At 37.2% G+C, this 23,834-nt stretch carries 19 protein-coding genes and 1 pseudogene; 5 read left to right on the top strand and 15 right to left on the bottom strand.

Going from position 1 to position 23,834, the window contains the following annotated elements:
• Positions 1–372 precede the first annotated feature (372 nt).
• Positions 373–1,869: an HD-GYP domain-containing protein gene (locus tag ETC05_RS00100; RefSeq protein WP_031404975.1), complete on the top strand. Its 1,497-nt coding sequence runs from the start codon at positions 373–375 to the stop codon at positions 1,867–1,869.
• Between the two features lie 497 nt (positions 1,870–2,366).
• Here ETC05_RS00100 and ETC05_RS00095 read toward each other — a convergent pair whose 3' ends face one another.
• The 7 genes from ETC05_RS00095 to asnB all read right to left on the bottom strand — a co-directional run bounded on the left by ETC05_RS00095 (position 2,367) and on the right by asnB (position 12,422).
• The gene (locus ETC05_RS00095; RefSeq protein WP_483299791.1) at positions 2,367–3,086 is read right to left on the bottom strand and encodes an APH(3') family aminoglycoside O-phosphotransferase; all 720 of its coding nucleotides are present in this window, start codon (positions 3,084–3,086) and stop codon (positions 2,367–2,369) included.
• Between the two features lie 662 nt (positions 3,087–3,748).
• Positions 3,749–3,943: a helix-turn-helix domain-containing protein gene (locus ETC05_RS00090; protein ID WP_042407523.1), complete on the bottom strand. Its 195-nt coding sequence runs from the start codon at positions 3,941–3,943 to the stop codon at positions 3,749–3,751.
• A gap of 372 nt (positions 3,944–4,315) precedes the next feature.
• Positions 4,316–4,705 carry a hypothetical protein gene (locus tag ETC05_RS00085; RefSeq protein WP_042407524.1) on the bottom strand — a complete coding sequence of 130 codons (390 nt, stop codon included), beginning with the start codon at positions 4,703–4,705 and terminating at the stop codon, positions 4,316–4,318.
• A gap of 162 nt (positions 4,706–4,867) precedes the next feature.
• Entirely contained in the window at positions 4,868–6,748 is a 1,881-nt protein-coding gene (locus ETC05_RS00080; RefSeq protein ID WP_044741690.1) for a hypothetical protein, read from the bottom strand.
• Between the two features lie 266 nt (positions 6,749–7,014).
• The gene (locus ETC05_RS00075; protein WP_042411600.1) at positions 7,015–8,550 is read right to left on the bottom strand and encodes a serine/threonine-protein kinase; all 1,536 of its coding nucleotides are present in this window, start codon (positions 8,548–8,550) and stop codon (positions 7,015–7,017) included.
• Between the two features lie 383 nt (positions 8,551–8,933).
• Positions 8,934–9,299 carry a hypothetical protein gene (locus ETC05_RS00070; protein ID WP_171660106.1) on the bottom strand — a complete coding sequence of 122 codons (366 nt, stop codon included), beginning with the start codon at positions 9,297–9,299 and terminating at the stop codon, positions 8,934–8,936.
• A 1,206-nt stretch (positions 9,300–10,505) separates the two neighbouring features.
• Entirely contained in the window at positions 10,506–12,422 is a 1,917-nt protein-coding gene (gene asnB, locus ETC05_RS00065) for an asparagine synthase (glutamine-hydrolyzing) (protein WP_171660105.1), read from the bottom strand.
• Between the two features lie 400 nt (positions 12,423–12,822).
• Between asnB and ETC05_RS00060 the strand changes: the two genes are divergently transcribed.
• The 3 genes from ETC05_RS00060 (at position 12,823) to ETC05_RS00050 (ending at position 15,984) form a co-directional block, all read left to right on the top strand.
• Positions 12,823–13,695 (top strand): C39 family peptidase, encoded by an 873-nt coding sequence (locus tag ETC05_RS00060; RefSeq protein ID WP_042411611.1) that lies wholly within the window; start codon positions 12,823–12,825, stop codon positions 13,693–13,695.
• Between the two features lie 192 nt (positions 13,696–13,887).
• Entirely contained in the window at positions 13,888–15,471 is a 1,584-nt protein-coding gene (locus ETC05_RS00055) for a multicopper oxidase family protein (protein ID WP_171660104.1), read from the top strand.
• Positions 15,472–15,636: 165 nt separating this feature from the next.
• Positions 15,637–15,984 carry a four-helix bundle copper-binding protein gene (locus tag ETC05_RS00050; RefSeq protein WP_171660103.1) on the top strand — a complete coding sequence of 116 codons (348 nt, stop codon included), beginning with the start codon at positions 15,637–15,639 and terminating at the stop codon, positions 15,982–15,984.
• A 55-nt stretch (positions 15,985–16,039) separates the two neighbouring features.
• Here ETC05_RS00050 and copZ read toward each other — a convergent pair whose 3' ends face one another.
• The 8 genes and pseudogenes from copZ to ETC05_RS00010 all read right to left on the bottom strand — a co-directional run bounded on the left by copZ (position 16,040) and on the right by ETC05_RS00010 (position 22,372).
• Positions 16,040–16,243 (bottom strand): copper chaperone CopZ, encoded by a 204-nt coding sequence (gene copZ, locus ETC05_RS00045; protein ID WP_171660102.1) that lies wholly within the window; start codon positions 16,241–16,243, stop codon positions 16,040–16,042.
• Between the two features lie 28 nt (positions 16,244–16,271).
• Complete coding sequence (locus ETC05_RS00040; protein ID WP_171660101.1) at positions 16,272–18,668, bottom strand: heavy metal translocating P-type ATPase; 2,397 nt, start codon at positions 18,666–18,668, stop codon at positions 16,272–16,274.
• Between the two features lie 15 nt (positions 18,669–18,683).
• Positions 18,684–18,995: a metal-sensing transcriptional repressor gene (locus ETC05_RS00035; protein ID WP_171660100.1), complete on the bottom strand. Its 312-nt coding sequence runs from the start codon at positions 18,993–18,995 to the stop codon at positions 18,684–18,686.
• A 473-nt stretch (positions 18,996–19,468) separates the two neighbouring features.
• Positions 19,469–19,864 (bottom strand): annotated as a pseudogene (locus ETC05_RS00030) (prolipoprotein diacylglyceryl transferase family protein); the annotation flags it as partial.
• Between the two features lie 354 nt (positions 19,865–20,218).
• Complete coding sequence (locus tag ETC05_RS00025) at positions 20,219–20,722, bottom strand: QcrA and Rieske domain-containing protein (RefSeq protein WP_171660099.1); 504 nt, start codon at positions 20,720–20,722, stop codon at positions 20,219–20,221.
• A gap of 121 nt (positions 20,723–20,843) precedes the next feature.
• Complete coding sequence (locus ETC05_RS00020) at positions 20,844–21,176, bottom strand: hypothetical protein (protein ID WP_171660098.1); 333 nt, start codon at positions 21,174–21,176, stop codon at positions 20,844–20,846.
• Between the two features lie 84 nt (positions 21,177–21,260).
• Positions 21,261–21,905 carry a methyltransferase family protein gene (locus ETC05_RS00015; protein ID WP_171660097.1) on the bottom strand — a complete coding sequence of 215 codons (645 nt, stop codon included), beginning with the start codon at positions 21,903–21,905 and terminating at the stop codon, positions 21,261–21,263.
• A gap of 284 nt (positions 21,906–22,189) precedes the next feature.
• Entirely contained in the window at positions 22,190–22,372 is a 183-nt protein-coding gene (locus ETC05_RS00010; RefSeq protein WP_171660096.1) for a DUF2933 domain-containing protein, read from the bottom strand.
• 587 nt (positions 22,373–22,959) lie between these two features.
• On the opposite strand from ETC05_RS00010, the gene ETC05_RS00005 reads away from it, so the two are divergent.
• The gene (locus ETC05_RS00005) at positions 22,960–23,667 is read left to right on the top strand and encodes a cytochrome c biogenesis CcdA family protein (protein ID WP_171660095.1); all 708 of its coding nucleotides are present in this window, start codon (positions 22,960–22,962) and stop codon (positions 23,665–23,667) included.
• The last annotated feature ends 167 nt before the right edge of the window (positions 23,668–23,834 follow it).

Genomic DNA, 23,834 nt, shown 5'->3' with positions numbered 1-23,834 from the left:
CCGGTCTTTCTCGCTCACATGCCGCAGCTTTGAGGCCATCGGCAGTCTTAACCGCCCCCCTCCGCCGACGAACGAGTGGACAACGACCATCAGTCAACGTCATTTGAAAAAATCGCTTGCGCACATTGTCACTATTCAAAAGAACTAGTATAGTAGACTTAGGACTACCATTGGCTTTTCGGTTTTTCATCCCTCCGGTGCCTCGTTGTCACCGGCCCTTTAAAAAATGAGGAACGAAAGAATGCAAGGTGCGCCGAATCCAAGGTTTCATCGCTCGCTCTGCCTTAGCGGACGGGAATCACGCCTCTGTTCAAACAAACAGCATCCAGACATCATCACTTGCCGAATTAGACAAAGAAAGGTAGGAAACCAATGTATCGTTCCTTTTTGCGGCAATTATGGCGCTACTACGTCATTGGATCCGCAATGGCCGTCGGAGGAGTAGGCACAACGTTCATGCTGACAACGTTGCGTGTATCAGCGCAGGAAGGAAAATGGCTGATCGCCATTTTATTCACATCGGCAATGGTGATGGCGACCGCGGAAGCGATCGTCTTCGCCCGGGATGTAGCCCCTATTCGCCGCTTTTTTGCATCCCAATCTCCAGACCCGTCATTGGCGCTCGCAGCCTTCAAACAAGTGCAGCGCTTTCCGCTGTTGGCCGTTCGGCGGATTTTAGGACCGCACTTATTCGGATTATCGATCCCGGGCGCCGGGCTGACCGCCTTGTGCATTCACTACCATATTTTGTCCCTTCCATATCGATATATTATGTACGCGTTGGCCGGGGCTGTGCTGATCGCCTCGCTCCATGCACTCATTGAGTTTTTTTTGACAACGAAAGCATGCCGACCATTGTTGGCATCTTTATCAGCGCAAATCGGTCCAAGGACGGAACAAGTGCCGCTTTCCATTTCCTTAAAAACGAAACTGCAGCTCACGGTGTTATTCAGCAGTGCGTTTCCTGTTCTGCTGTTTAGCCTTGCTACTGAAATCAAATGGTCGATGACCGATCCAAACGGGGCCCATTGGTCCTACTGGCCTTGGGCTGCCACGATTTTGCTCTTTTGCATCGGCTTTTCTATATTTTTGGCGCGCTTATTGGTCGAAGAAATCCATGAACCGGTCAACGTTTTGCTTACTCACATGAAACGGGCGGAAACGGAAGCGTATGAACCGATCGCCCACAATGTCTATACGGATGAGTTCGCTGAATTGCTTCGCGGATTCAACCATATGATCGGCGCTGTACACAGTCGTGATCAGCTGAATAAACAGCTGCTGGACAGTTTCATCACGGTTTTGACCGCGGCGTTGGACGCCCGCGACCCTTACACCGCGGGACATTCGTTGCGCGTGGCGCATTATGCCCGCGCCATCGGGGAGAAACTGGCTTTGCCGCCGGAACAGCTTGAGGTGCTATACCGCTCAGCCCTTCTCCATGATATTGGCAAAATCGGCATCCCCGACGCTGTTTTGCTGAAAGAAGGGAAACTGAGCGAGGAAGAGTTTGCCTGGATTAAAAAACATCCTGTCATTGGCGAATCGATTTTGCGCGAGATCCAACCGCTAAAACCGGTTGAGCCGCTGTTGCCGGGGATCCGCTCCCATCATGAGCGGATCGATGGAAAAGGATACCCAGATGGACTGCGCGGCGAGGACATCCCTCTGTTCGGACGAATCATCGCCGTCGCTGACGCATTTGATGCCATGACATCAGATCGCCCGTATCGCAAAGGCATGGAAATTCACCAAGCAGCCGCTATTTTGCGTCAAGGAAAAGGGACACAGTGGGATGAAGAAATGGTGGAAGCCTTTTTGCAGTGGATGGAAGAAACAACGCCGTCGACCGCCACGGCAGTATCTTAAGGGGCGGGAAGTCCATCCCCGTCACGCTTCGTGCTCATAAACGCATTGACCAAAGATGTTGATCACTCGTAGCGGACATTAAAACTCAACTACAGCTTCTTAATCAAGTGGCACAAGACAAGTGGAAAAAACAGCATGGATATGACGATTCATGCGACAATGGACACAAAATCCTCCCGATTTTCATCGAAAGAATGAGAAATGTGAGTTCAAAACTGTCGAACTCGGATTCTCAGCACTTCACTCTTTCAAAAAACGAATCAATTTTTCAAAAAACGTCCTGTGCAAACGCAGGACGTTTTCATTCAAGTTGCTGTAGACTCAAATCTCTCTTTTATTATCTGTAACTTTTTTGGCGGTAAATTTAATTTCTCAGGTATCTTCTCAACTGTCTTTCCTTCAAAGTAATAACTTCACAACAGCTAATGCGTCTGTATTTTTTATAACTTTGCTCTAGCCCTGAAATCATGAAGGACAGCTTCTCTTTTGCGGAGGCATTAAAAAAGCTCATCCAAAAGAATGTAATACCGAATCTTGTCCCAATTGGGTTCTAATCCTAACTTTTCAAACAGCATATCTGCATAAAATCCCTGATGTTGCTTTCCAGTATACTTCCCATTAAGATTATGGAGCAAGCTGCGATAACACAAAGCGATATCCTGCCATTTATCTGCGATCCCTGCCCTTCCTAAATCAATATATCCTGAAACTTTTCCATTTGCTAAAAATATATTTGGAAGACAAAAGTCTCCATGGGATAGAACAAGCTCTTCCTCTGGCTTATTCTTATTAAGCCATTCAAGAAGATGATGTGGATTTTGGAATCCATTTTCACCAAATGTACCTGGCTCTGCATCATCTATATCCACAAGGTTATTTTCCACTCTATATTTCGCCATCTGCAATTTTTTCTCTAGATTCCAACTGTATGGACAGTTACGGATATCAACATTCCATAGCATTTGCACCCCTTCTGCTAGCATCGTCGTTAATTGCTCTGGATCTTTCAGATATTTATCTGCGCACGCCATTTCTCCAGGTACTTTGGTCATTAAGAAATAGGTCTTCTTTTCATCTTTTTCATATCCCAAAACCTTAGGAACGGGTAGTTTGCCCTGCAACCATTCCATCACATAATATTCATTTTCTGCTTCTTCACTTATGGTTTGGATTTTAAGCACTTTATCCTTAAACAGAACGACTGTAGAACCTGACATTCCTACATCGTCAATAGAATACTCCTCTTCATGAATTAGGCTCTTGATTTTATCAGGTAAATCAATCATTTGTAACCATCCCCTTCAACATCACTATTTACAATCTGGTTGAATGGTAAACTCACTTTCCGCATCCGAACAGGGATGAAAGAAAGAATTGTTTTCGTTTTTTAGAATCACTTCCGACCAACACAACCAGCGATAGTAATACGTTTTTACCATCGCCGGTCGCTCCGAATCACATTGCACGTAGATGCTCCCATCCAGCACTAATGTGCCTATAACTCCCTGCAAGGAGGTTCATGTCTCATGAATCGATGAGCACATCATCAAGGAATCCACAAGTTTTTCATGAGGTTGAGGTGAAAAATAAAAAACCCCTTGAAGCCTTGTGGCTCAAGGGATTTCACTTGATGATTCCGACTGGGCTCGAACCAGCGACCTCCACCCTGTCAAGGTGGAATTTATTATTTATACATAATTTTAATTAGTTTTATCTAACCTTAAAAAACCTTATTAAATCAATATTTTATTGATACTCATAGAAATTAAATTCTTATTTAATTATATCCTTTTTTATCTTTTTTCACCTATTCCTCCGCCAAAATCCACACCAAATCCTCCAAATTAATACGAAAAGCAATAAAAAACGAGGCTGTACATCATCCAGCCTCGTTTGTACCATTTAACCATTTAAGAAACACAGTTTTGCTTACTCTTAATTGTCTTCCGATTTTAACAACATGAAACTGTCCACTATTGAGTAATTCATATGCATTTGTTATACCAATTTGCAGGATCTCCTTGATGTCTTCTGCAGTTAAAGTAATTGGTAATTCATCTTCGTTTTTATACATACAATCTACCTCCATTCGGAGGTCAGACGTATTTTAATTAGTGTTTTAAATAAAGTGTTCTAACCGATGTTTCCAGTAAAGGGTGTTGATTAGTGCTTTGAATTAAAGTGTTTTGATTGGTTTTCTTATTGCTGACCTTTTTCGTTTTTTTACAAATATTAATTATTTATAAAAATCTTACTATATAACTATAATTTTGTAAAGATCCAAAATAATAAAGAAGGAATTTTTTGTTCCTCTTTTGACTTACGCTAATGCAGTTTCAATTATATTTTTAGCACTATTGTTTACATATTATCTTCGTTTAGTCCGTTATAAGAAACAACTTCCCAAACAGGCTCTTGTTTTTCTGCAACAAAATAGCCATTCAATTCAACGACTCGCCCTTTTGCCCATGGAGATTTTCTCTATGTCTATCCAAGAAAATGTTGAATTTATTTCATATTCAACTTCATGGATAAACGCTAAATAATAGAGAGCATTTATTTTATATTCTTCAATACTCCTCCGCACTTTTTCAATGTCACTTAGAAATGGTTTGTCTGATAAATCATATTTATATTTCATTTCAACCACTGCAATGATTTCGTCTACGTCGTTTTTCAAATGGCCATTTTCCCCCGGATTTTCATTCAGTTTGACAACAACCAAATCTGCACGCAATCCCATATAATAAAATTCTGTATATATCCTTAAATGATTATTCAATAAGTAATGATCGCCCAATCGTCTTCTCAAGTGATAATAAAAAGCATTTTTCAATGAATCCTCTTTCAGCAAACTATACTGCAAATAATTAATCTTTTTTAATAATCTTCTAACCAAAACTTTTTATAGCACTATCGACTTCTTTGTAAATTTTTTCGCTAAACACCGTCTCACCCGGATCATCAAAAAATTTAAGTTTGCAGTAAAAGCAACTCTTTACTCCAACCTTTGAATATTGCTTCGAATCCTCTGAATTCTTAATGCAGCAGGAGAAACACCGCCTATTTTCGCATAAATCCGATCTTCGATATCCTCAATTCTTTCCCCAAGCAACGCCTTTAAAATTATTCCTACAAAAGAGGTGGTTAGTGGCGGAACAGTTAATCCGGTAGGTAATAAAGCAAATTCTAAACCTAAACCTAGTATATCAATTTTTTCTTGAATAAGACGACCACAGGATTTATTCCATTTACGAATTTCATTATTAACAACTTCTACTTGTTCAAGCAATTTCTCATACGAACCACTAGACTGGTTGACTATTTCTGTGATAATGTTCCTTAATTTCTTCACCTCAGAATCATTCAAAACATCTATATAATCAAGAATCGATACATTTTCTGGACATATTATTTTTAAATTCTTTAATACAACGCCCATTTCATCGATTTTAGGAACCAACAAATTTGTATCTGAACCAGCATGTAAATGGGATACTAAATTTAAAATTTTTTCATTACGAACAATGCTAGGATAAAATACTGCTCCAAGCGCTCTTGCTATTGACAATTGCGTGCTGTACATATGCGATTCTATAAATATTGTATCGGATACTTCTGAAGACAATTTATTTCTCAAATATGAAATTAATGATTGTACGGCTCCTCCAGCAGTTATACTTCCGGCAGCAATATGTCCTTCATTCATAAACCATGCTTCTCCAGCCTCAGCAACTTGTATGTGGATATCAGTTGTTTCTGTTAATGCGTTTACTAGTAAAGTTTGAGTTGGATTTTTTTCTAACAGTTTTTTATTAATCAAAGATACGTTATAACTCACTTCTGCAGCAACTTGTGGGTTCTCCCTAAACGTTTTCCAAAATGGGAATTGATTTGCTAAGGTAAGGATAGTCAAACCATCTAATTGACGAGGTAATATAACATTTATGTCCTTATCCTCTAAAAATTTTCTAACTGTAGATGGCTTGTATTTATGCAAAGGATTTTTGAAAATGGGTATAAGTTTACCTTTTCTAGCCAATGCAAGAACTAAATCTATAGGTAAAGAATTTAATGCCTTATAAGAATTATTTTTATCCGGTAAAATGGGATAAAACACTTTAGAATATAGTGTTAAAAGAATTGAAAGTTGTTGTTCTGTAATAAAGGGATCGACATAAATTGTTCCACCTTTAGGTAACCTATTATCGATAATAGATGTGTATTTGATTTCACCGTTTATTAATTTACCTAACGTATCACCGAAACGCTCTTCATCACGCTTAGCAATATCTCTTATATGATCATCCTCATAATCCAAAACATCAAAGCGACTAGTTTGAATAAAAAAATTTTTTCTTCTTTCTTCAATAGAGTCTAACATCTTTTCCTCAAATTTATAAACCGATATAGACATATCAGAAGGAAATAACTCTTTTAATATAGATTTTGCTTTTTCAATCATCTCCTTGTCTGCTTCAAAGTTTTTATCAGCAATATATACGTGAATAACTCCACCACTTACAGTTATTAAGTCAAAATAAACACAGTTAGGAATACAACTTTTTACTAAAAATTCTATATCAGAATGAGTAGCAGAAAATATGTGCGCTCTTCTTATATGCTCAGGCAGTTCATATAAACCTTTATTTGGAAAAGGACTATTACAAAAAGGCTCAATGATTACTTGTATTCCTAAAGGTCTGTTTTTTTCTACCACTTGTCTGGCTAAATCAATGATTTCCTTCGTAGCATTACCGTTCTCATCTCCAATAAATAATGTAATTCTTCCTAAACCATTTTCGATTGAATTAATTTTCTTTATTCCGGGAACTCTAAAAAACACTGCTCTTTCAATTTGGTACCGATATAGACTCATAATTCCCTCCAACAATGTTTTTTATTATAGTCCACTAATTTCTTACAATATTTTACTATATAAAGTTACTTCTGTAAAAATATACTCCAACTTCTAAACTGTTTTTGGCGATTGTACCAAATATTTTAGTAAAAAATAACCACTGAATAATTTCCAGTGGTCTGTGATTAGTCTCTTTTCCCGTATTAAAAAACGCGTGCAATTAATGTATTACTGATTATGATGAACTACTACCGTTTATCAAAAGTTATTTAGTGTTTAGGCTGTTAATTATACATTACGATAAACTCTTGAAATTTCTCAATATTTAAGGGAAGAACTTCTGTGTTATAAATATGCAGTGCATATATTAATGGAATTTCTTTTTCAAGTTCATTAAATTCAAATGGAAACGGCTCTGGTCTTCTCACTCTGCCAAAACCACTATTTGTATTGATTAGCATAACCCACTCGCCATATATATCTTCTTTATTCTCTACAAGCAGAATATTAAACCCTGTATTATCCGGGCTTTTTAAATATCCCCAAGCCAGTATTTTCTTATTATCTCTAAGTACAGGTCTTACAACTTTTTTATGAGTTATTCCCCTGTCAAATTGTGATGGCACCTCTCGGATAAAATCATTGTCAAATAATGCTTTTAATTGGATTGTTAGTGTTTTGCCTGAGACAAGGTGGATCTTAGTATATATCTCACTTGAATCCATCGAGTTCAGCGGTGTCATTGTTATTTGTCCGCCAGTATATCTTCTGTTAAACTCTTCAATAAATTCTTTAATAGGATTGTAAATATCATTGGCGTATTGATAGTTAATCATTTTTAAGTAGTTCTTTCTCTCTTGCCTCTCTTTCTCCTGCTTTAATTGTTCTTCCCGAATTGAGATATCCTTACTTAAACGAATATTAATCATATTTTCAATGATTTTAGAGTTTTCAGTGGGTGGTTCATTATCAATAAGCAAGTCATTTCTAATTTCCTGCCAACTTTTATATCTCTTTGCAGTACTTTTTTCTATCATTTTCATAATTACTTGTGTCATTGTAGTAGTTAAAGCAGGATTTATTGATTTAGGCGATGGCGGATTAGTAAAATAATGAGCGTTTCTCCAATCCTGAACATCTGCGTGATGCGGCAGATTAAAAGGATGCTGTAAGGTGGCTAGTTCATAAAATATAATACCCATTGAGTAAATATCCATTTGTATAGTGTTCTTCTCCAGTTTCCATCCTTCTGGTGCCATATATCTAATATGGCCGAACCCTTTAAAAGTCATTTGCCTAGTTCCATCATGAACTATTTTGGATAAACCGAAATCCGATATCTTTACTATTCCGTTATGCAGCAAGATATTATCCGGCTTAATATCTCTATGAATTAAAATACTATTGATATGCTCCATGCCATTAATTAACTGGTGAAAATAGTCAAGCAAATCCTTATTAGAAATAAATTCATTCTTTCGGATTGCAGTCTTTATTACCTGCTGAAGAGTTCCTCCGTTAGCATATTCCATTATAATGTATGGAGGCAATTCAGAATATTTGCTTCCATCATGAACAAAAACATAATTCACTGCATTTTCATGCGAAACCTTCATAGCCATGACGCTCTCATTTTGAAAACTCAGAAGTTGCTCGCTGTTCGGGAAATTAGACGGCAAAGTTTTTAATGCCCAAATACTTTTATCAGATTCTTTTTCGATTTTATAAACATATCCAAAACTCCCATTTCCAATAGGCTCTAATACTTTATAACTATTTTCTTCCCCATCAAATACAACAGAATTCGGTTGTATTAACAAATATATTCCCCTCCCTAACGAAATTACCGTTATCTGTATAGTAAATATTATAAACTGAAATATAAAATTCTACATTATCAGATACATAAACAAAATAAAGAAGTCAACCGATTCCATTAATAAAATAGGAAAATTGCCCCATTCCTCCCCCCTAAACTAATCATCTATATTTTATTGAGTTTCGTGCTTTTTCTCTTATCTCCTGCATCCCTTTCGAATGAGAAAAGAGGCTATAATTAAACCTCTCTTCTCCCCACGAAAAGATGAAGATGAAAAAGTAGCAAAAAGTGTAAATGATGTTTAAGTATAACGCTGTTTATATACCTTGTTAGGACTATTCTGGAAAAATTCCACTTGTGAGTATATCTTTATTAAATTATTTGTTAGTTACGGCTAATTGCCATCAAATAATTACTCATGATGTAATGAAACACTTTTTCCTGCAATATATAGTTCTGTTTAATGTCTGGAAAACTTAATTTGTAGTAGTTATACTTTGGAGTCTTCACAATTTCATAAGCGACATCTTGTTTAAACAGGTCAATCAACATCGGAATTTCTTCTATGTAAAAATTCTTGTTAATCTGCATGTATTCAAAATAAGGCAAGACACAGTGTAAAACGGTTCCGTTTTCTGTTTTAAGTACTAAAGAAACCTGTTTATACGGCTCAATCTCAACAGCACTTTTCAAAGCAGAATCTTTATACAGAAAATTGATTTCAATTAATTCTTCTACTGTGTATTTCATGTCCGTTCCCTCCCTTCTTACATTATTTCATCTCTTACCTTTATGTTTATAATCACCTGTATTTATTGCAAAAGTCTTATATAATACCGTTATGAATAAAATAGAGAACAGTTAAGCTTAAAAAGCCTACTGTTCTCCTCCCTATACCTTAATCCGTATGTCATTTCAGCAAATCGCGGATGTAATACAAAATGATCAAAGTGATTAAACTAATCAAAAACTTAATCCCACTTTTATCGTTTTCCTTCTGCTTCATCCATGTTCACCCTCTGCTCAAATCATTAAAAACGAATAAATGACTGCCCCAAAAATCGACAGTAAAATTACAATTCCAATAACATATTTCACGTATCTGTAAACCTTCGTTTGGGAAAAATTTTTAAAGCAAAGATGAATGGCTAAATCAGCGAATGCGACGATGATTATAAAAACAAACAGCAACAAACAAAAATCTGAGGCCTTTTCTGCCCATGCAATTAACGACTGTATTTCTGACATGAGAACTCCTCCTTTTTTATCTTACGTTATTTTGCTCTCTTACTAAGCATCATTTAAATTTCAAGGGGTTCAATCCTGCTTTTTTATTGAACATGCGATGTGGCTACGGAATCAATTTATAATTATTGATAATTATTGAATATGCAAATATAAAAACACGGAGCCAAAGCCCCGTGTTTAAATAAATATTGTCAGGTAGTAACTACATTTACTGTCAATTAATTATTAATACACCAATTTATGTATATTAAACATGTAATAATGTTTTATGTAATAAAAAATCATTTTTTATTTTGTTTTTTATACTCTGCATATATCTTGGTTAACTCCTGTAATACTGTCAAACCATTCTCTCCCCGAATTTTTTGTTAATAATACGCTATCTCATCGGGGACTAACGTATTACCTCCAAAAGGAAAAATAAAGGCGCTCTTTGAACTCTCAGTTAAATATTTCGTTATCGACTTATCATAAACTGGATTCGTTGTTTCTATCAAGTTTAAATCGAGTCTTTCTGGTTTAATTCCTCCTGAAATAATCAATACTTCAAAACCATCTACCTTTTCTACTTTCCGCTTTGGATGGTCTAGAAAATAATTAAACACATCATTTAATGTAAACTCATATCCATCAAATAGAAAAGCACCCAAAGCTGAATTTTTAGAAGCTTGGGTGCAAATAGAAGACAGGCAACGAAAATCAGTCAAATTAGATTAATAGCGACAGCTTGTCTTTTCTATATATATTGTCTTTTCTATATATATTTGTAAAATCGTATTTCTTTTCCATGTATACTTGATGCCAAATCATAAAAGCAAGGACGGTCCAGATTTTTCGGCTATGGTCTGCTTTATTTTTGCAATGTTCGTCTAGTAAACGATACAATACATCTTTATTAAATAAATGATCGGTTGCGCTTTCTTTTATAATGTTTTTCGCCCAATCATGCATTTCATTTTTTAACCAATGACGAATTGGCACCGGAAATCCTAATTTTTTGCGATTTAAAACATGATCTGGAACAATTCCTTTTGCTGCTTTTCGTAGAATATATTTCGTCGTTTTGTTTGTCGTTTTCATTTCCGGAGCAATTTTGGCGGCTACTTCAAATACCTTTTTATCTAAAAATGGAACCCTCAACTCTAATGAATGGGCCATCGTCATTTTGTCGGCTTTTAATAAAATATCGCCTCGCAGCCATGTATGAATATCAATATATTGCATCCGGTTTACAGGAGGATAATGAGTTGTTTCTCTATAAAAAGGAGCTGTAATATATGTATATTCTAATCCCCTCTTATATCCTTTTAGCAGTTCTTGTTTTTCTGTCTCGCTATACATTTTCGCATTGCCGATATATCGTTCTTCCATTGGTGTTGTACCGCGCTCAATAAAGCTTTTTCCTTTTATTCCTTCCGGGAGTAGCCCTGCAATCACTCTCAAAGCTGATTTAACCGTACTTGGCATTCGCTCAAAAAGTTCCAATGACTGTGGCTCACGATAAATGTTGTAACCGCCAAATAACTCGTCAGCTCCCTCACCGGAAAGAACGACCGTTACATGCTTTCTTGCTTCCCGGGCAACAAAATAAAGCGGTACTGCCGCAGGATCGGCAAGTGGATCATCCATATGCCACATAATTTTCGGTAATTCCGCCATATATTCCTCTGGTGAAATGACATAGCTAATATTCTCAACGCCCAGCTTTTCCGCTGTTTCTTTTGCCACATCAATTTCACTGAAGCCTTCCCGCTCAAAGCCGACAGAAAATGTCTTGATATTAGGATTGAATTGTTTAGCAATTGCTGCAATGAAGGATGAATCAATTCCTCCTGATAAAAACGAACCTACCGGCACATCGCTGCGCATATGCACTTGCACGGAATCGAACAGCGCGTTGCGAATTTCTTTGACAAGTTCATCTTCTGATTTGATGATAGGTTGGAATTGGGCTTTCCAATAGCGATGAATGGTTAATTTTTCACCGATTTTTTTCTTAATATAATGACCCGGTTCTAACTTTTTAATACCAACAGACATCGTCATCGGTTCAGGTACATATTGGAATGTTAAATAATGCTGCAGTGAATCATAGTCTAATAAATCATTTTTAAGAGCGAGCAAAATACTTTTCTTCTCGGAAGCAAAAAACGTACGGTCGCCCTGTTCCATGTAGAAAAATGGTTTTATGCCAAACGGGTCACGTGCCGCAAAAATCGTTCTCTCTTGTTTGTCCCAGATAACGAAAGCAAACATACCTCGAAGCTTTTCTACAGCTTTTTCTTTTTCAGCACTATAAAGAGCAATAATGACTTCTGTATCGGAATGAGTAGTAAATTTATATCCCTTTGCAAGCAATTCTTCTCTCAATTCCACATAGTTGTAGATTTCCCCATTAAATATGATCCAATATCGTTCATTTTCATAGGACAATGGCTGGCGCCCTGTCTCAAGATCAATAATACTCAAGCGTCGAAATCCAAAATTCACGTATTCATCAAAAAAATAACCACCATCGTCAGGACCGCGATGAGTAATGATATCATTCATTTCTTGAAACGTTTCTTTCCATTTTTCATCGACGATTCTTGGATGATCATGAATACAACCAATAAAACCGCACATGATATTGCTATTCCCCCACTTTATCAAATTTAAATTTTATAGATTGTATCAAGACTTGGGTTAGCAAAATATAATATTTTGATCTTATTTAAATTTAACAAACTCTATTTTTATACCATCTATAGGTTCCTGTAATGAACTTTTAACATAAATTATTCCTCCTGAAACCTGTTACGATATTCTCATACTAGAAACATATCAACACAAAAATTAGTAGCTTTTCACTCAATGATATTCTCATTCCTCAAACACAAACATATTAAAACAATAAAATGTGGAGAAATTATGGATTTTTTAGAGATTGTTACAATAATTACATGATAAGAATCATCTCCATTGTTTCTGCAAATTTAGTTGATAATATAAAAACAGCAAGTTTAACAAAGGAGTTGCAACTGTCATGTTAGGGATTATACTTTTTTTAGCCTTTATGATTGTTTCACTTTCTATTTTTCTTTTACGAAAGCCAACCAATGAGAAGTTATATAAACTAGCAATAGGATCCTATATCGCTTTTTTCCTATTGTTTTTAACTCTATTTTTCCATTATGTAAATTCTGAAAATATGGTCGACGCTATAAACAATCTAGTACAGAAAACATCATATAAAAATAAAGTTGAAGCGAGAAATCCATCATCTAGACATTCAAAAGAACAAATCCCGGTTAAATCAGCTCTCATTGATGCCCCCCTTTTCTCGCAACTCCCAGAACTACCAAGGGGGTGCGAGGTAACAAGTCTGGCAATGCTTTTGAATCACGCGGGAATCAATGTAGACAAGATGACACTAGCGAAGCAAATAAAGAAAAATCCAACCCCTTATCGAATACATAATGGAAAAGTATTTTATGGACATCCAAATGAAGGGTTTGTTGGTGACATGTATACAATAAAGAAACCGGGATATGGTGTCTATCATAAACCTATAAAAGAATTAGCCGAGATTTATTTACCAAACCAAATCGTTGATTTAACAGGACAATCATTTGAAGAAATATATAAGTATTTGTCTGAAGGTACCCCAGTTTGGGTTATTACCAACACAACCTTTCGTATACTTCCTCCGTCTGAATTTATTGAATGGCAGACCCCGCAAGGCCCTATAAAAATAACATACCGGGAGCATTCCGTGTTAATCACCGGATATGATGAGAAATATATTTATTTTAATGACCCATTGACAGGTACGAAAAATAAAAAAGCACCTAAGTCTGAATTTATTCAAGCTTGGATACAAATGGGCAAACAAGCTATTACCTATAACCGCAATTAACCGGTTATAGATAGTGGCTTATCTTTTTTATTTCAAAATGTAATTTGACTCCTATTAATGTCAAACAATAATTTAATCTTCGAACTACTTCGTGTGAAAAAAATATAATTTTTCTCCATAAATTTTGCACATTTATTCTTTATGATGATATCAGTAGTGATTCAGATTACATGTTTACGGAGGGATGTATGCATGAAGAAATTATTGTTTGGAACCATCTTAGCAGGAGTCGTTGCTATCGGTACAGCCTGCTCAAATAATACTTCGCACAGTTCCATGCAAGGACACGATATGTCAAACATGAATATGAAGGAAGAAAACACCGCACAGGACTCCAGTAAGAAACTGCCTTTGGCAACAAACACAGAAGTTTTATCCGGTAAAGAGATTAATCTTACTGCTAAGGAAGCATTATTACAAATAAATGATAAAGTAAAACTTCCGGTCTACACGTACAATGGATCTGTTCCCGGTGCACAAATCCGTATTAAACAAGGGGACAGAGTTAGAATCCATTTCAAAAATGAATTACCGGAACCGACGACCATTCATTGGCACGGCTACCCTGTTCCGAATAGTCAAGATGGAGTTCCGGGTGTCACGATGAACGCAATTAAACCGGGGGAAACCTTTACGTATGAATTTACTGCAACCGTACCGGGAACGTATTTTTATCATTCCCATCAAGAAAGCGCGAAACAAGTGGACAAGGGATTATACGGTACATTAATTGTAGAGCCTAAGAATGAGGAAAAAGTAGATCGAGATTATACACTTGTGTTAGATGAATGGATGAGCAATCCGGATGAAGGAAATATGGATATGAGTGGAATGGATCATAGTAATATGGGACATGGAAATAGCTCTGATGACCAACATATGAATATGAGCAGCATGGGCCATGATATGAGTATGTATGATATTTTCACGATTAACGGGAAAAGCGGTTCCGCTGTCAAACCTTTAAAAGTGAAGAAAGGCGAAAAGGTGCGGCTTCGCCTTGTAAACGCAGGATACATGTCCCACAAACTTCACCTGCATGGTCATGAGTTTAAAATTGTCGCAACTGACGGGCAGCCGTTAAAAGATCCGCAACCAATCAAAGATGAACTTTTAAATATTGCTCCGGGTGAACGTTATGATATTGAATTTATCGCGAATAACCCGGGTGAATGGTTATTAGAATGTCATGGTGATATGGAAGGTACCGATGGCATGAAAGTGAAAATTCAATACGAAGACCAGACAAACAATACGGATAAAGAAAATGCAAAAAAAGACCTCCCTATCGTTGATATGACAAAATACGGAAAACATGAATTAGGTCAATTTACATTAGACCAAAAATATGATGTAGAGTACACAATGGATTTAGGAACAGCCATGGGCAAAGATGGCATGGTCTACACGATTAATGGGAAAACGTATCCTGAAACAGCACCCGTAAATGTGAATAAAGGAGATCTAGTAAAAGTAAAATTGGTGAACAATTCACCGAAAGATTTACATCCTATGCATTTACACGGACATTTCTTCCAAGTATTAAGTAAAAATGGTAAGCCAATTACAGGCTCCCCATTGATTAAGGATACCTTGAATTTAAAACCGGGTGAAGAATATGTAGTCGCATTTAAAGCAGATAATCCGGGAAATTGGATGTTCCATTGCCATGACTTGCACCATGCTTCAGCCGGAATGGTCACAGAAGTAAAATATAAAGATTACAAATCTGACTATATACCGGATCCTAACGACACAACCAATAAAGGTGAATAACAGCTTATCGTAGTAAATAAAAGAGGCTGACTTCAAAAGGTCGATTTAGCAACCTTTTGAGGCAGCCTCTTATTTCTTGTCCTTGGTCCGTATTTCCAGTTTATTATTTTTAGTTAGAAAAAAAATAAAAATGAATTTAAATCAAAAGAAAAGGAGCGATTATATATGACAACGGTTATTGATTCATCCGTTCAACAATTTCAACCGTGTCTTGATGCTTGTAACAAATGTATGCAAGCTTGTGAAGAATGTCTGACTTCATGTTTAAAAGAAGCTGACGTACAAGCTAGAACACATTGTATCAACATTTTAAGGGATTGTGCAGATATTTGTGCCATGGCAGCTCAATGGATATCACGCGGAAGCATGTATGCGAAGCAGTTTTGCCAACTTTGTGCGACAATTTGCGATGCTTGTGCAGTTGAATGTGCAAAATTCCAAGATACACACTGTCAGGAATGTGCTAATTTATGCCGTCAATGCGCTGAAGAATGCCGTAAAATGTCATCATAATACTATTGTGGGGGGTGTCCCTAAAGTGGTCACTTTTGGGACCCCCCCCTTTATGTTATTTCACATCGTAACCTTGCTCTTCAATTGCTTCTTTGAGTTTTTCTACACTTACCTTTGTTTCATCATAATCGACATCGACAGTACCTTCTTGCAGATGTACTTCTACATGTTTTACCCCGTCTAGCTCTTTAAGAGCGTTCGTCACTGCCATTTTGCAATGGCCGCAAGTCATTCCTTGTACATGTAATGTAATGGTCATCATTAATTCCTCCTTATTTGTCTCAATTTTATATTTTCACGCGTTTCAAACGAAGCGCGTTTGTCACCACAGATACGGAACTGAATGCCATTGCCGCTCCAGCAACCCAAGGCTCCAATAATCCAACGGCAGCTACAGGAATGCCAATGGTATTATAGAACAACGCCCAGAACAGGTTTTGCCGAATGTTTTTCATTGTTTTGCGGCTTAACTCAATCGCTTTCGGAATATGGGCTAAATCTCCGCCGACCAAGGTAACATCAGCCGTTTCGATGGCGACATCCGCTCCTGTGCCGATGGCCATACCAATATCCGCTTTCGCAAGAGCTGGAGCGTCATTAATTCCATCGCCGACCATCGCCACTCGTTTCCCTTGCTTTTGCAGCTCCTCGACTATATTAGCTTTTTCTTCAGGAAGTACCTCTGCATAGACACGATCCACATTCACTTGCTTAGCAATGGCTTCCGCTGTACGTTTGTTGTCTCCCGTTACCATGTACACTTCTATACCCATTTGTTTCAATGTTTGAATCGCTTCTTTAGAGCTTTCTTTTACCGTATCCGCGACAGCAATGATGCCAGCAAGCTGACCATCGATGGCAACTAGCATGGAAGTTTTTCCTTGTTTTTCAAGTTCTATCATTTTATCTTCATGCATGGCAATCTCTATAGAGCGTTCCTTCATGAGTTTTCGCGTTCCAACAAGGACGTTTTTGCCATCAATGACAGCTTCAATTCCGTGACCAGTAATGGCGGAGAAGTACTTCAGTGGCTTAACCAAAATTGCTTGTTTCTTCCCATATTCCACAATCGCATGAGCCAGCGGATGTTCCGAAGCGCTCTCGGCGGAAACGGCATAATCGAGCATGTCTTCCCGGAACTTAAGCACATCTGTTACTTCTGGTTTTCCTTTTGTAACTGTTCCTGTTTTATCCAGTAACACGGCATTGATTTTATGCGTTCCCTCTAGGTACTCACCTCCTTTAAAGAGGATTCCCTTTTCTGCGCCTTTGCCTGTACCGACCATAATGGATGTCGGTGTGGCAAGGCCAAGCGCACAAGGACACGCAATAACAAGAACCGCGATGGCCACCTCAAGCGCTTTTGGCAAGTCACCCGGCGCCACAAAGAAATACCATATAATGAACGCAATGACAGCAATTCCTACAACAATTGGTACGAAAATACCTGAAATGACATCAGCCATACGCTGAATAGGTGCTTTCGAACCTTGTGCCTCTTCGACGATTTTAATGATATTGGCAAGTGCTGTATCTTTCCCTACCTTTTCCGCACGAATGGTTAGTACACCATTTTTGTTAATGGTCGCTCCGATGACAGAGTCGCCTTCCTTCTTATCAACCGGAATGGATTCACCAGTAATCATCGATTCGTCTACGGAGGATGCTCCGGCGATGACGGTACCGTCTACCGGGATTTTTTCTCCCGGCTTGACGAGAATGGTATCACCGATCACCACTTCCTCAAGTGGAACTCTTATTTCTTCCCCATTACGGATGACAGTAGCTTCTTTTGCCTGCAGACTCAGCAGCTTAGAGATGGCTTCTGTTGTCCGCCCTTTCGCCAACGATTCAAAGTATTTTCCGACAAGTACAAGCGTAATCAGCACGGCACTTGTTTCAAAATACAATCTTGGCATATATTCAGGATTTCCTAATGTTTTGAAAGCCTCATACAAGCTGTAAAAGTACGCTGCCGACGTTCCAAGCGACACTAGTACATCCATGTTGGCACTCTTGTTTCGTAATGCCCGGTACGCCCCTACATAGAAGGGACCGCCGATGTAGAACTGAACGGGTGTAGCCAAAAGAAGCTGGAACCACGGATTCATCAACATGTGCGGCATCGGTAAACCTATATCAAACGGCATATGAGCAATCATCGTATAAAGCAAAGGCAGCGATAAGATGATAGAAATGGCAAGCTGCCGTTGTTTTTGTTTAAGCAACTCTTCTCTCCGCCCCGCATGATCTTGTTCTTCGTTTCGGATCTGCCCTTTGTACCCAAGTTTTTTGATTTTCTCTAAAATGTCCTCTACAGATGTAATGCCTTCCTTGTATTCTACAACGGCACTGTTTGTCGCCAAGTTTACAGCAGCGCTCGTAACACCTTCCATACGATTTAACCCTTTTTCAATCCGTGCCGCACATGCCGCACATGTCATACCCTCAATATCTAGCGTTACCTTTTCAGTAGCAACACCATATCCTAAATTCTCAATTTTCGTTTGGATATCAGCTATACTTTGTTTCGATGGATCGTATTTAATCGTTGCTTTTTCCATCGCCAAATTGACATTCGCCTCTACCCCATCCATTTTGTTCAACACTTTCTCAATACGATTGGAACAAGCGGCACATGTCATACCGGTTACCTTCAGTGTCACGGTTCTTTGTTCACTCATCCATCTTTCCCTCCCTTACTTTGAGAATTGCTTAATGACATCCATTAATTCCCGAATGGATTCTTCTCCGCTTCCTTCGCGGATCGCCTTGGCAACACAATGATTGACATGTCGTTCCAGCAAGTTCAACCCGACTTTGTTTAGAGCGGCTTGAATCGCGGAAATTTGCACTAAAATATCAATACAGTACCGATTGTCCTCGACCATCTTTTGCACTCCGCGTACTTGCCCTTCAATGCGCTTCAGGCGCTTGACGATGCTTTCGATCTCTTCTTCGGTTCGCGGAACCATTTTGGCATTTATATTGTTGTTTTCATATTGATTCATTGCCACCACCTCATTTGTTTATAACAGTTACCTTCGAATACATTATACCGGTATGGGGTATAAAATACAACTGATATCTTACTTAATGTATGATTTTCCATGTGTAGTTTTTTTATTCCTATTTTGAATCAGGGTAACGTACATCTATTCAATTATTTCCTGTTTAAAGCTGTATCGATACGAAAGGAACTCGTTCTTTAAAGTAACGGGTTCTGTACAAAATAACAATCAAATTATCAACATAAATGCCACTATTTTTTTATTAGTAATTTGATTAAATTTATATAAATTCAATTTGAATTTCCGACTGACACCTATCCTTGTCTGTATTGTTCCTAAACGTGTAAATAAAGAAGAGGATCAATTTACAAATCACGAATGACCACAAACCATTGAATGTCTTCAGACACAAGAGTAAACGATGAAAAACAAACACGGAAAAATTTTCTTCGATAGCCTAAAAATAGTTTGATCTAATCTTTATATCTAGCCGTCAAATCTTTTCTAGTACGTCTGTATAATAGAAGAACTGTGCTTGTAACTACTAAAACAACAGATAAAACTTGAGCCATTCTTAAATTATCCGTTAGCATTAAACTATCTGTTCTCATCCCTTCAATAAAGAATCTACCAATCGAATACCATATAACATAAGTCAAGAATACTTCTCCACGTTTTAAGTTTAAACGTTGTAATATCAATAAAACCAGAAACCCTATCAAGTTCCATAGAAACTCATACAAAAATGTTGGATGATAATAACTTCCTTCGATATACATTTGATTAATGATAAAATCAGGCAGGTGAAGGCTTTCTAAAAACTCTCTTGATACAGGTCCCCCATGTGCTTCCTGATTCATAAAGTTACCTAGTATTTTTGGCGTACCAGCCAGACCTTCCCGGGTAAGGATGTAATCTTTCCTTCCATCCATCTGCTTCATTTACCCTATATCACCTTCGGCAGAAAGGACTTTGTTTTGTTATCCAAACTCACCCAGTGATATCTAGCCTCCTATGAAGTTTGTGTTCCTCAGACCGGAAGTTTGTCGCCCGCTTCCTTCAGATTCGGCGTCACCACGGACACCCTTGCGTTAAGCTAACCGCTACTTCTGCTTCCACAGCTCGGGACTTCCACCCTATAGATTACATCCATGCCGGTCGCACATAGGAAAAAACAGCAGATTGAGTGAAAAGAGTCTGCTGTTTTTTCTATTTACTGAAATTTATTTTTCCCTTTTTATCGGACTCAACACAGCAATATAAACATTGCCATCCTGAATGTAAGAGTCAAATATATCTAACGGTCTTGGTGGCGGTCCCCCTACATTGATACCATATTCATCGTATTGTCCTTCGTGGCATGGGCAAAAAAAGCGGATACCCGTTTTTTGCATTTCTAATTCAGCCTCTCCTACTATACAGCCTAGATGGGTACAAACTGGGGACATAATTAGCAAAGAGTTATCTTCTTTATTTTTATTGATATACACAAATCCCTCTATTTCTTGCTCGGTCCATGCATCTTTTATTTTTACTTTATACGACACCTTTTTCGGAAATTCTCCCTTTTCTAACTCGCTTAAAGGACCTAGATTGGCCATGGATCTTGTATCGATATTTTTCTTATCATTACTACAAGCAGCTAACCCTATAGGCAATACCGAAACAGCAAATAATCCAGCTGCTCCTTTTAACGATCTGCTAAGAAAATCTCTCCTGTTCAACATAAGGCTTCTCTCCTTTTGTTTGTAACATAACACTTGAATATGCAAAAAATTTTAATTTTATCGACTTTACATTATGTAACATAATCTAAACCAGTAAAAAGGGAAATGGGTTATAGGTTCCTTACAATTGCTGTGAATTTTTTGTCATTGCTTGCAATTCACCTGCAATATTAGACCGTGATATTGTTGATGATGTAATTTCTTCAATTGCAGCCAGTTGTTCCTGAGTTGAGAAGGAAACTTGAATCAAATTTTGATTATTTTCTCTCGCAATTGAAGAGATTTCTTCAATTACGACGGTAATCTCTCCTGCATTTGCCCACATTCTCCGTGCTGCTAATAACATCCTTTTCATTTCTTGATTGATTCCAGATGTAGAATGAGAAAACACCAAGAATTTTTCCTTTGTATCATTAGTGATATGAATACCTTCTTTTTCTATTACTGTTCGCATGTCTTCAAAATTAAATATATTTAGCAAACAACAATTACTTGGATTCCTTGAAACAACTTAGTGTCGTATATCTTTCCAAACGCTTTAATGTTTACCAATTCTAAAATTGATCTTAGGGATAAACCGGGGCACCTCCTTCATATACTTTATGTATTCTTCCCCGAACATCTTAATCATTTCTTTTTCTTCTTTTTTTGCAAGCCTTGTATACATAACGAATAATATAGGAGCCATTATTAATGTAATAATTGTGGGCCATTGGATAAGAAACCCTATAATAGTTAAAATGAAGCCACTATATTGAGGGTGACGTACAAATCGGTATATTCCACTTGTTACCAATCCACCATTTCCAGAATGGATCGCTCTCCAGCCTATTGAAATGACAACAAGTCCACTAAAAATTAATAAATTGCTTAAAGGATGCAGTATATTAAATAAAATTGGTGACCCACCTGCCAGAGCTACCCATAAATGTCCATTATAATGGGTGAATGGATCAAGCACCGGATAATTTCTACCTAGAATAGAATAAAGAATATAAATGGTTAAGGGGTATCCAAACATTTCACTAAATAACGCTACAATAAACGCTGTAAATGCACCAAAAGTTCTCCAATCCCGTTTTGTTGCAGGTTTGAAAGCTGAGTATGCAAATAACCCAAAGATAACTATGTTGAATATAACAGCAGTCCATAATCCGTAAGCAGTTTGATTAACGCCATGCATAAAGGTTCCCCCTAAGTCTTTATTGTTTTTAACCGAAGTGACCAGCACCCTCTACCTTATTATTTTTTTAATAAATAAATTTGCAGAAGGTATGTAGAAAAAGTAACAAAATAATAAAAATGACTCATTTTACTTAATCGGTTCACCTTCAGTATCAAGAAAATGTTCAGTGTATATATATGAACTGGTTGAATACGTACAAGCCGCATTGTACGAGAAAATTATTAAAGTACAATTAGATATAACAAAAAAAACGCCAACTTATTAGGTTGGCTGCTCACAACTCATTTACTTTTTAATTGTCTCTTTAATTGTTCATTGTCTGCCTGCAATTTTGCAATCTGATCCTGTAATTCCCTGATGGAATGATTATCAGAAGAATGATGATTATGATGTTTATGTCCTCTCATACAAAATAGCATCATTAAAGGACACAGTAACAATATTAAGAGATTAGCCCAATTCATTTTTCTTTCTCTCCTTTCTTCTCACGATAACTTCTAATCCGATGTTCTTCATTGCTGTAATTGCCTCTAAAGAATCTTGTTTAACCGTATCCACCACCACTTTTTCATTATTTCTTGATACAATTGTTCGTCATTTTCATAGTTTTCTTTCTCGAATGTTTGATGTAAGGTGTTAAAGTGACATGTCGGACAAGGACTTAAAGTTTTCGGTCTGTGATGACATGAATGTTTCTCGTGATAGTAAGTGTGATTATGATAACCATGGTCGTGATGATGGTGATGATTTTTGTTATGGATGCAAGAAATATGTTCATTCTCCTCCATAATCCCCCTTATGTGGAGAAATTGTACATTTTTGTTTTCTTGCATTATAGGATATTAATTTATAATCATATTAAAAATTAAACATGGAGATTTTATGAAGAAATTTAGAAAATTAAGTGACAATAAGATTGTTAATAAGAAAATTATTTAAGATTTAATATTAAGAAGTATAAATTTCTCCATAAAAAATGCATAATTTTATTTTACAATTGGAATGATATGCCTTTCGTTACAGAATCGAAGAGAAAAGGATGGAAACCAATATGAGCGATATCAATGTATTTCTAGCATTCGGAGCGGGATTACTGTCTTTTATATCCCCCTGTTGCTTACCATTATATCCAGCTTTTTTATCCTACATTACAGGGGTATCAGTTGATGAAGTAAAGAAAGAGAACGTGATGCTTCAAAAACGAGCAATGCTTCATACACTCCTTTTCTTACTCGGTTTTTCTGTCATCTTCATTGCTATTGGTTTCGGTACTTCTGTAATAGGAAAAATATTCGTTGATTATCAGGATTTAATCAGACAAATTAGCGCCTTATTCATTATCTTTTTCGGTCTAGTAATTTTAGGTGTATTTTCACCTTCCTTTATGATGAAAGATAAGCGGTTCATCTTTCGCAACAAGCCCTCCGGTTATTTTGGTTCTATCTTAATTGGAATAGGATTTGCCGCAGGCTGGACTCCTTGTACCGGCCCAATTCTTGTATCAGTTATAGCGTTGGCAGCTATCAAACCAAGTGCAGCAATTTTATACATGTTCGCCTATGTATTAGGTTTTGCCGTACCTTTTTTCATCATGTCATTTTTTATCGGCAAGCTAAATTGGATAAAAAGATATAATTCTGTCATCGTAAAAGTCGGAGGATTTCTTATGATTGTCACGGGGATTCTGCTGTTTTTTGATTGGATGACAAAAATCATTACCTTTTTTACAGGTTTGTTTGGTGGATTCACAGGTTTTTAGGCGTTTATCATCGGAAAATAGAAATTGTCCAATAATTAATTGTAAATTATCACTTTATTTCCGCACAAAAAAGACTCTTTTTTGCACATTCCTTCGGAATATCCCTCTCCCCCTTTCCGAAAGAATGTGCTAAATTTTTTGTGAATTATTTCGGAATGGGACATGGG

The sequence above is a fragment of the Geobacillus sp. BMUD genome (genome assembly GCF_013096845.1).
Classification (GTDB): domain Bacteria; phylum Bacillota; class Bacilli; order Bacillales; family Anoxybacillaceae; genus Geobacillus; species Geobacillus vulcani.
This window is presented reverse-complemented; position numbering and strand designations above follow the sequence as displayed.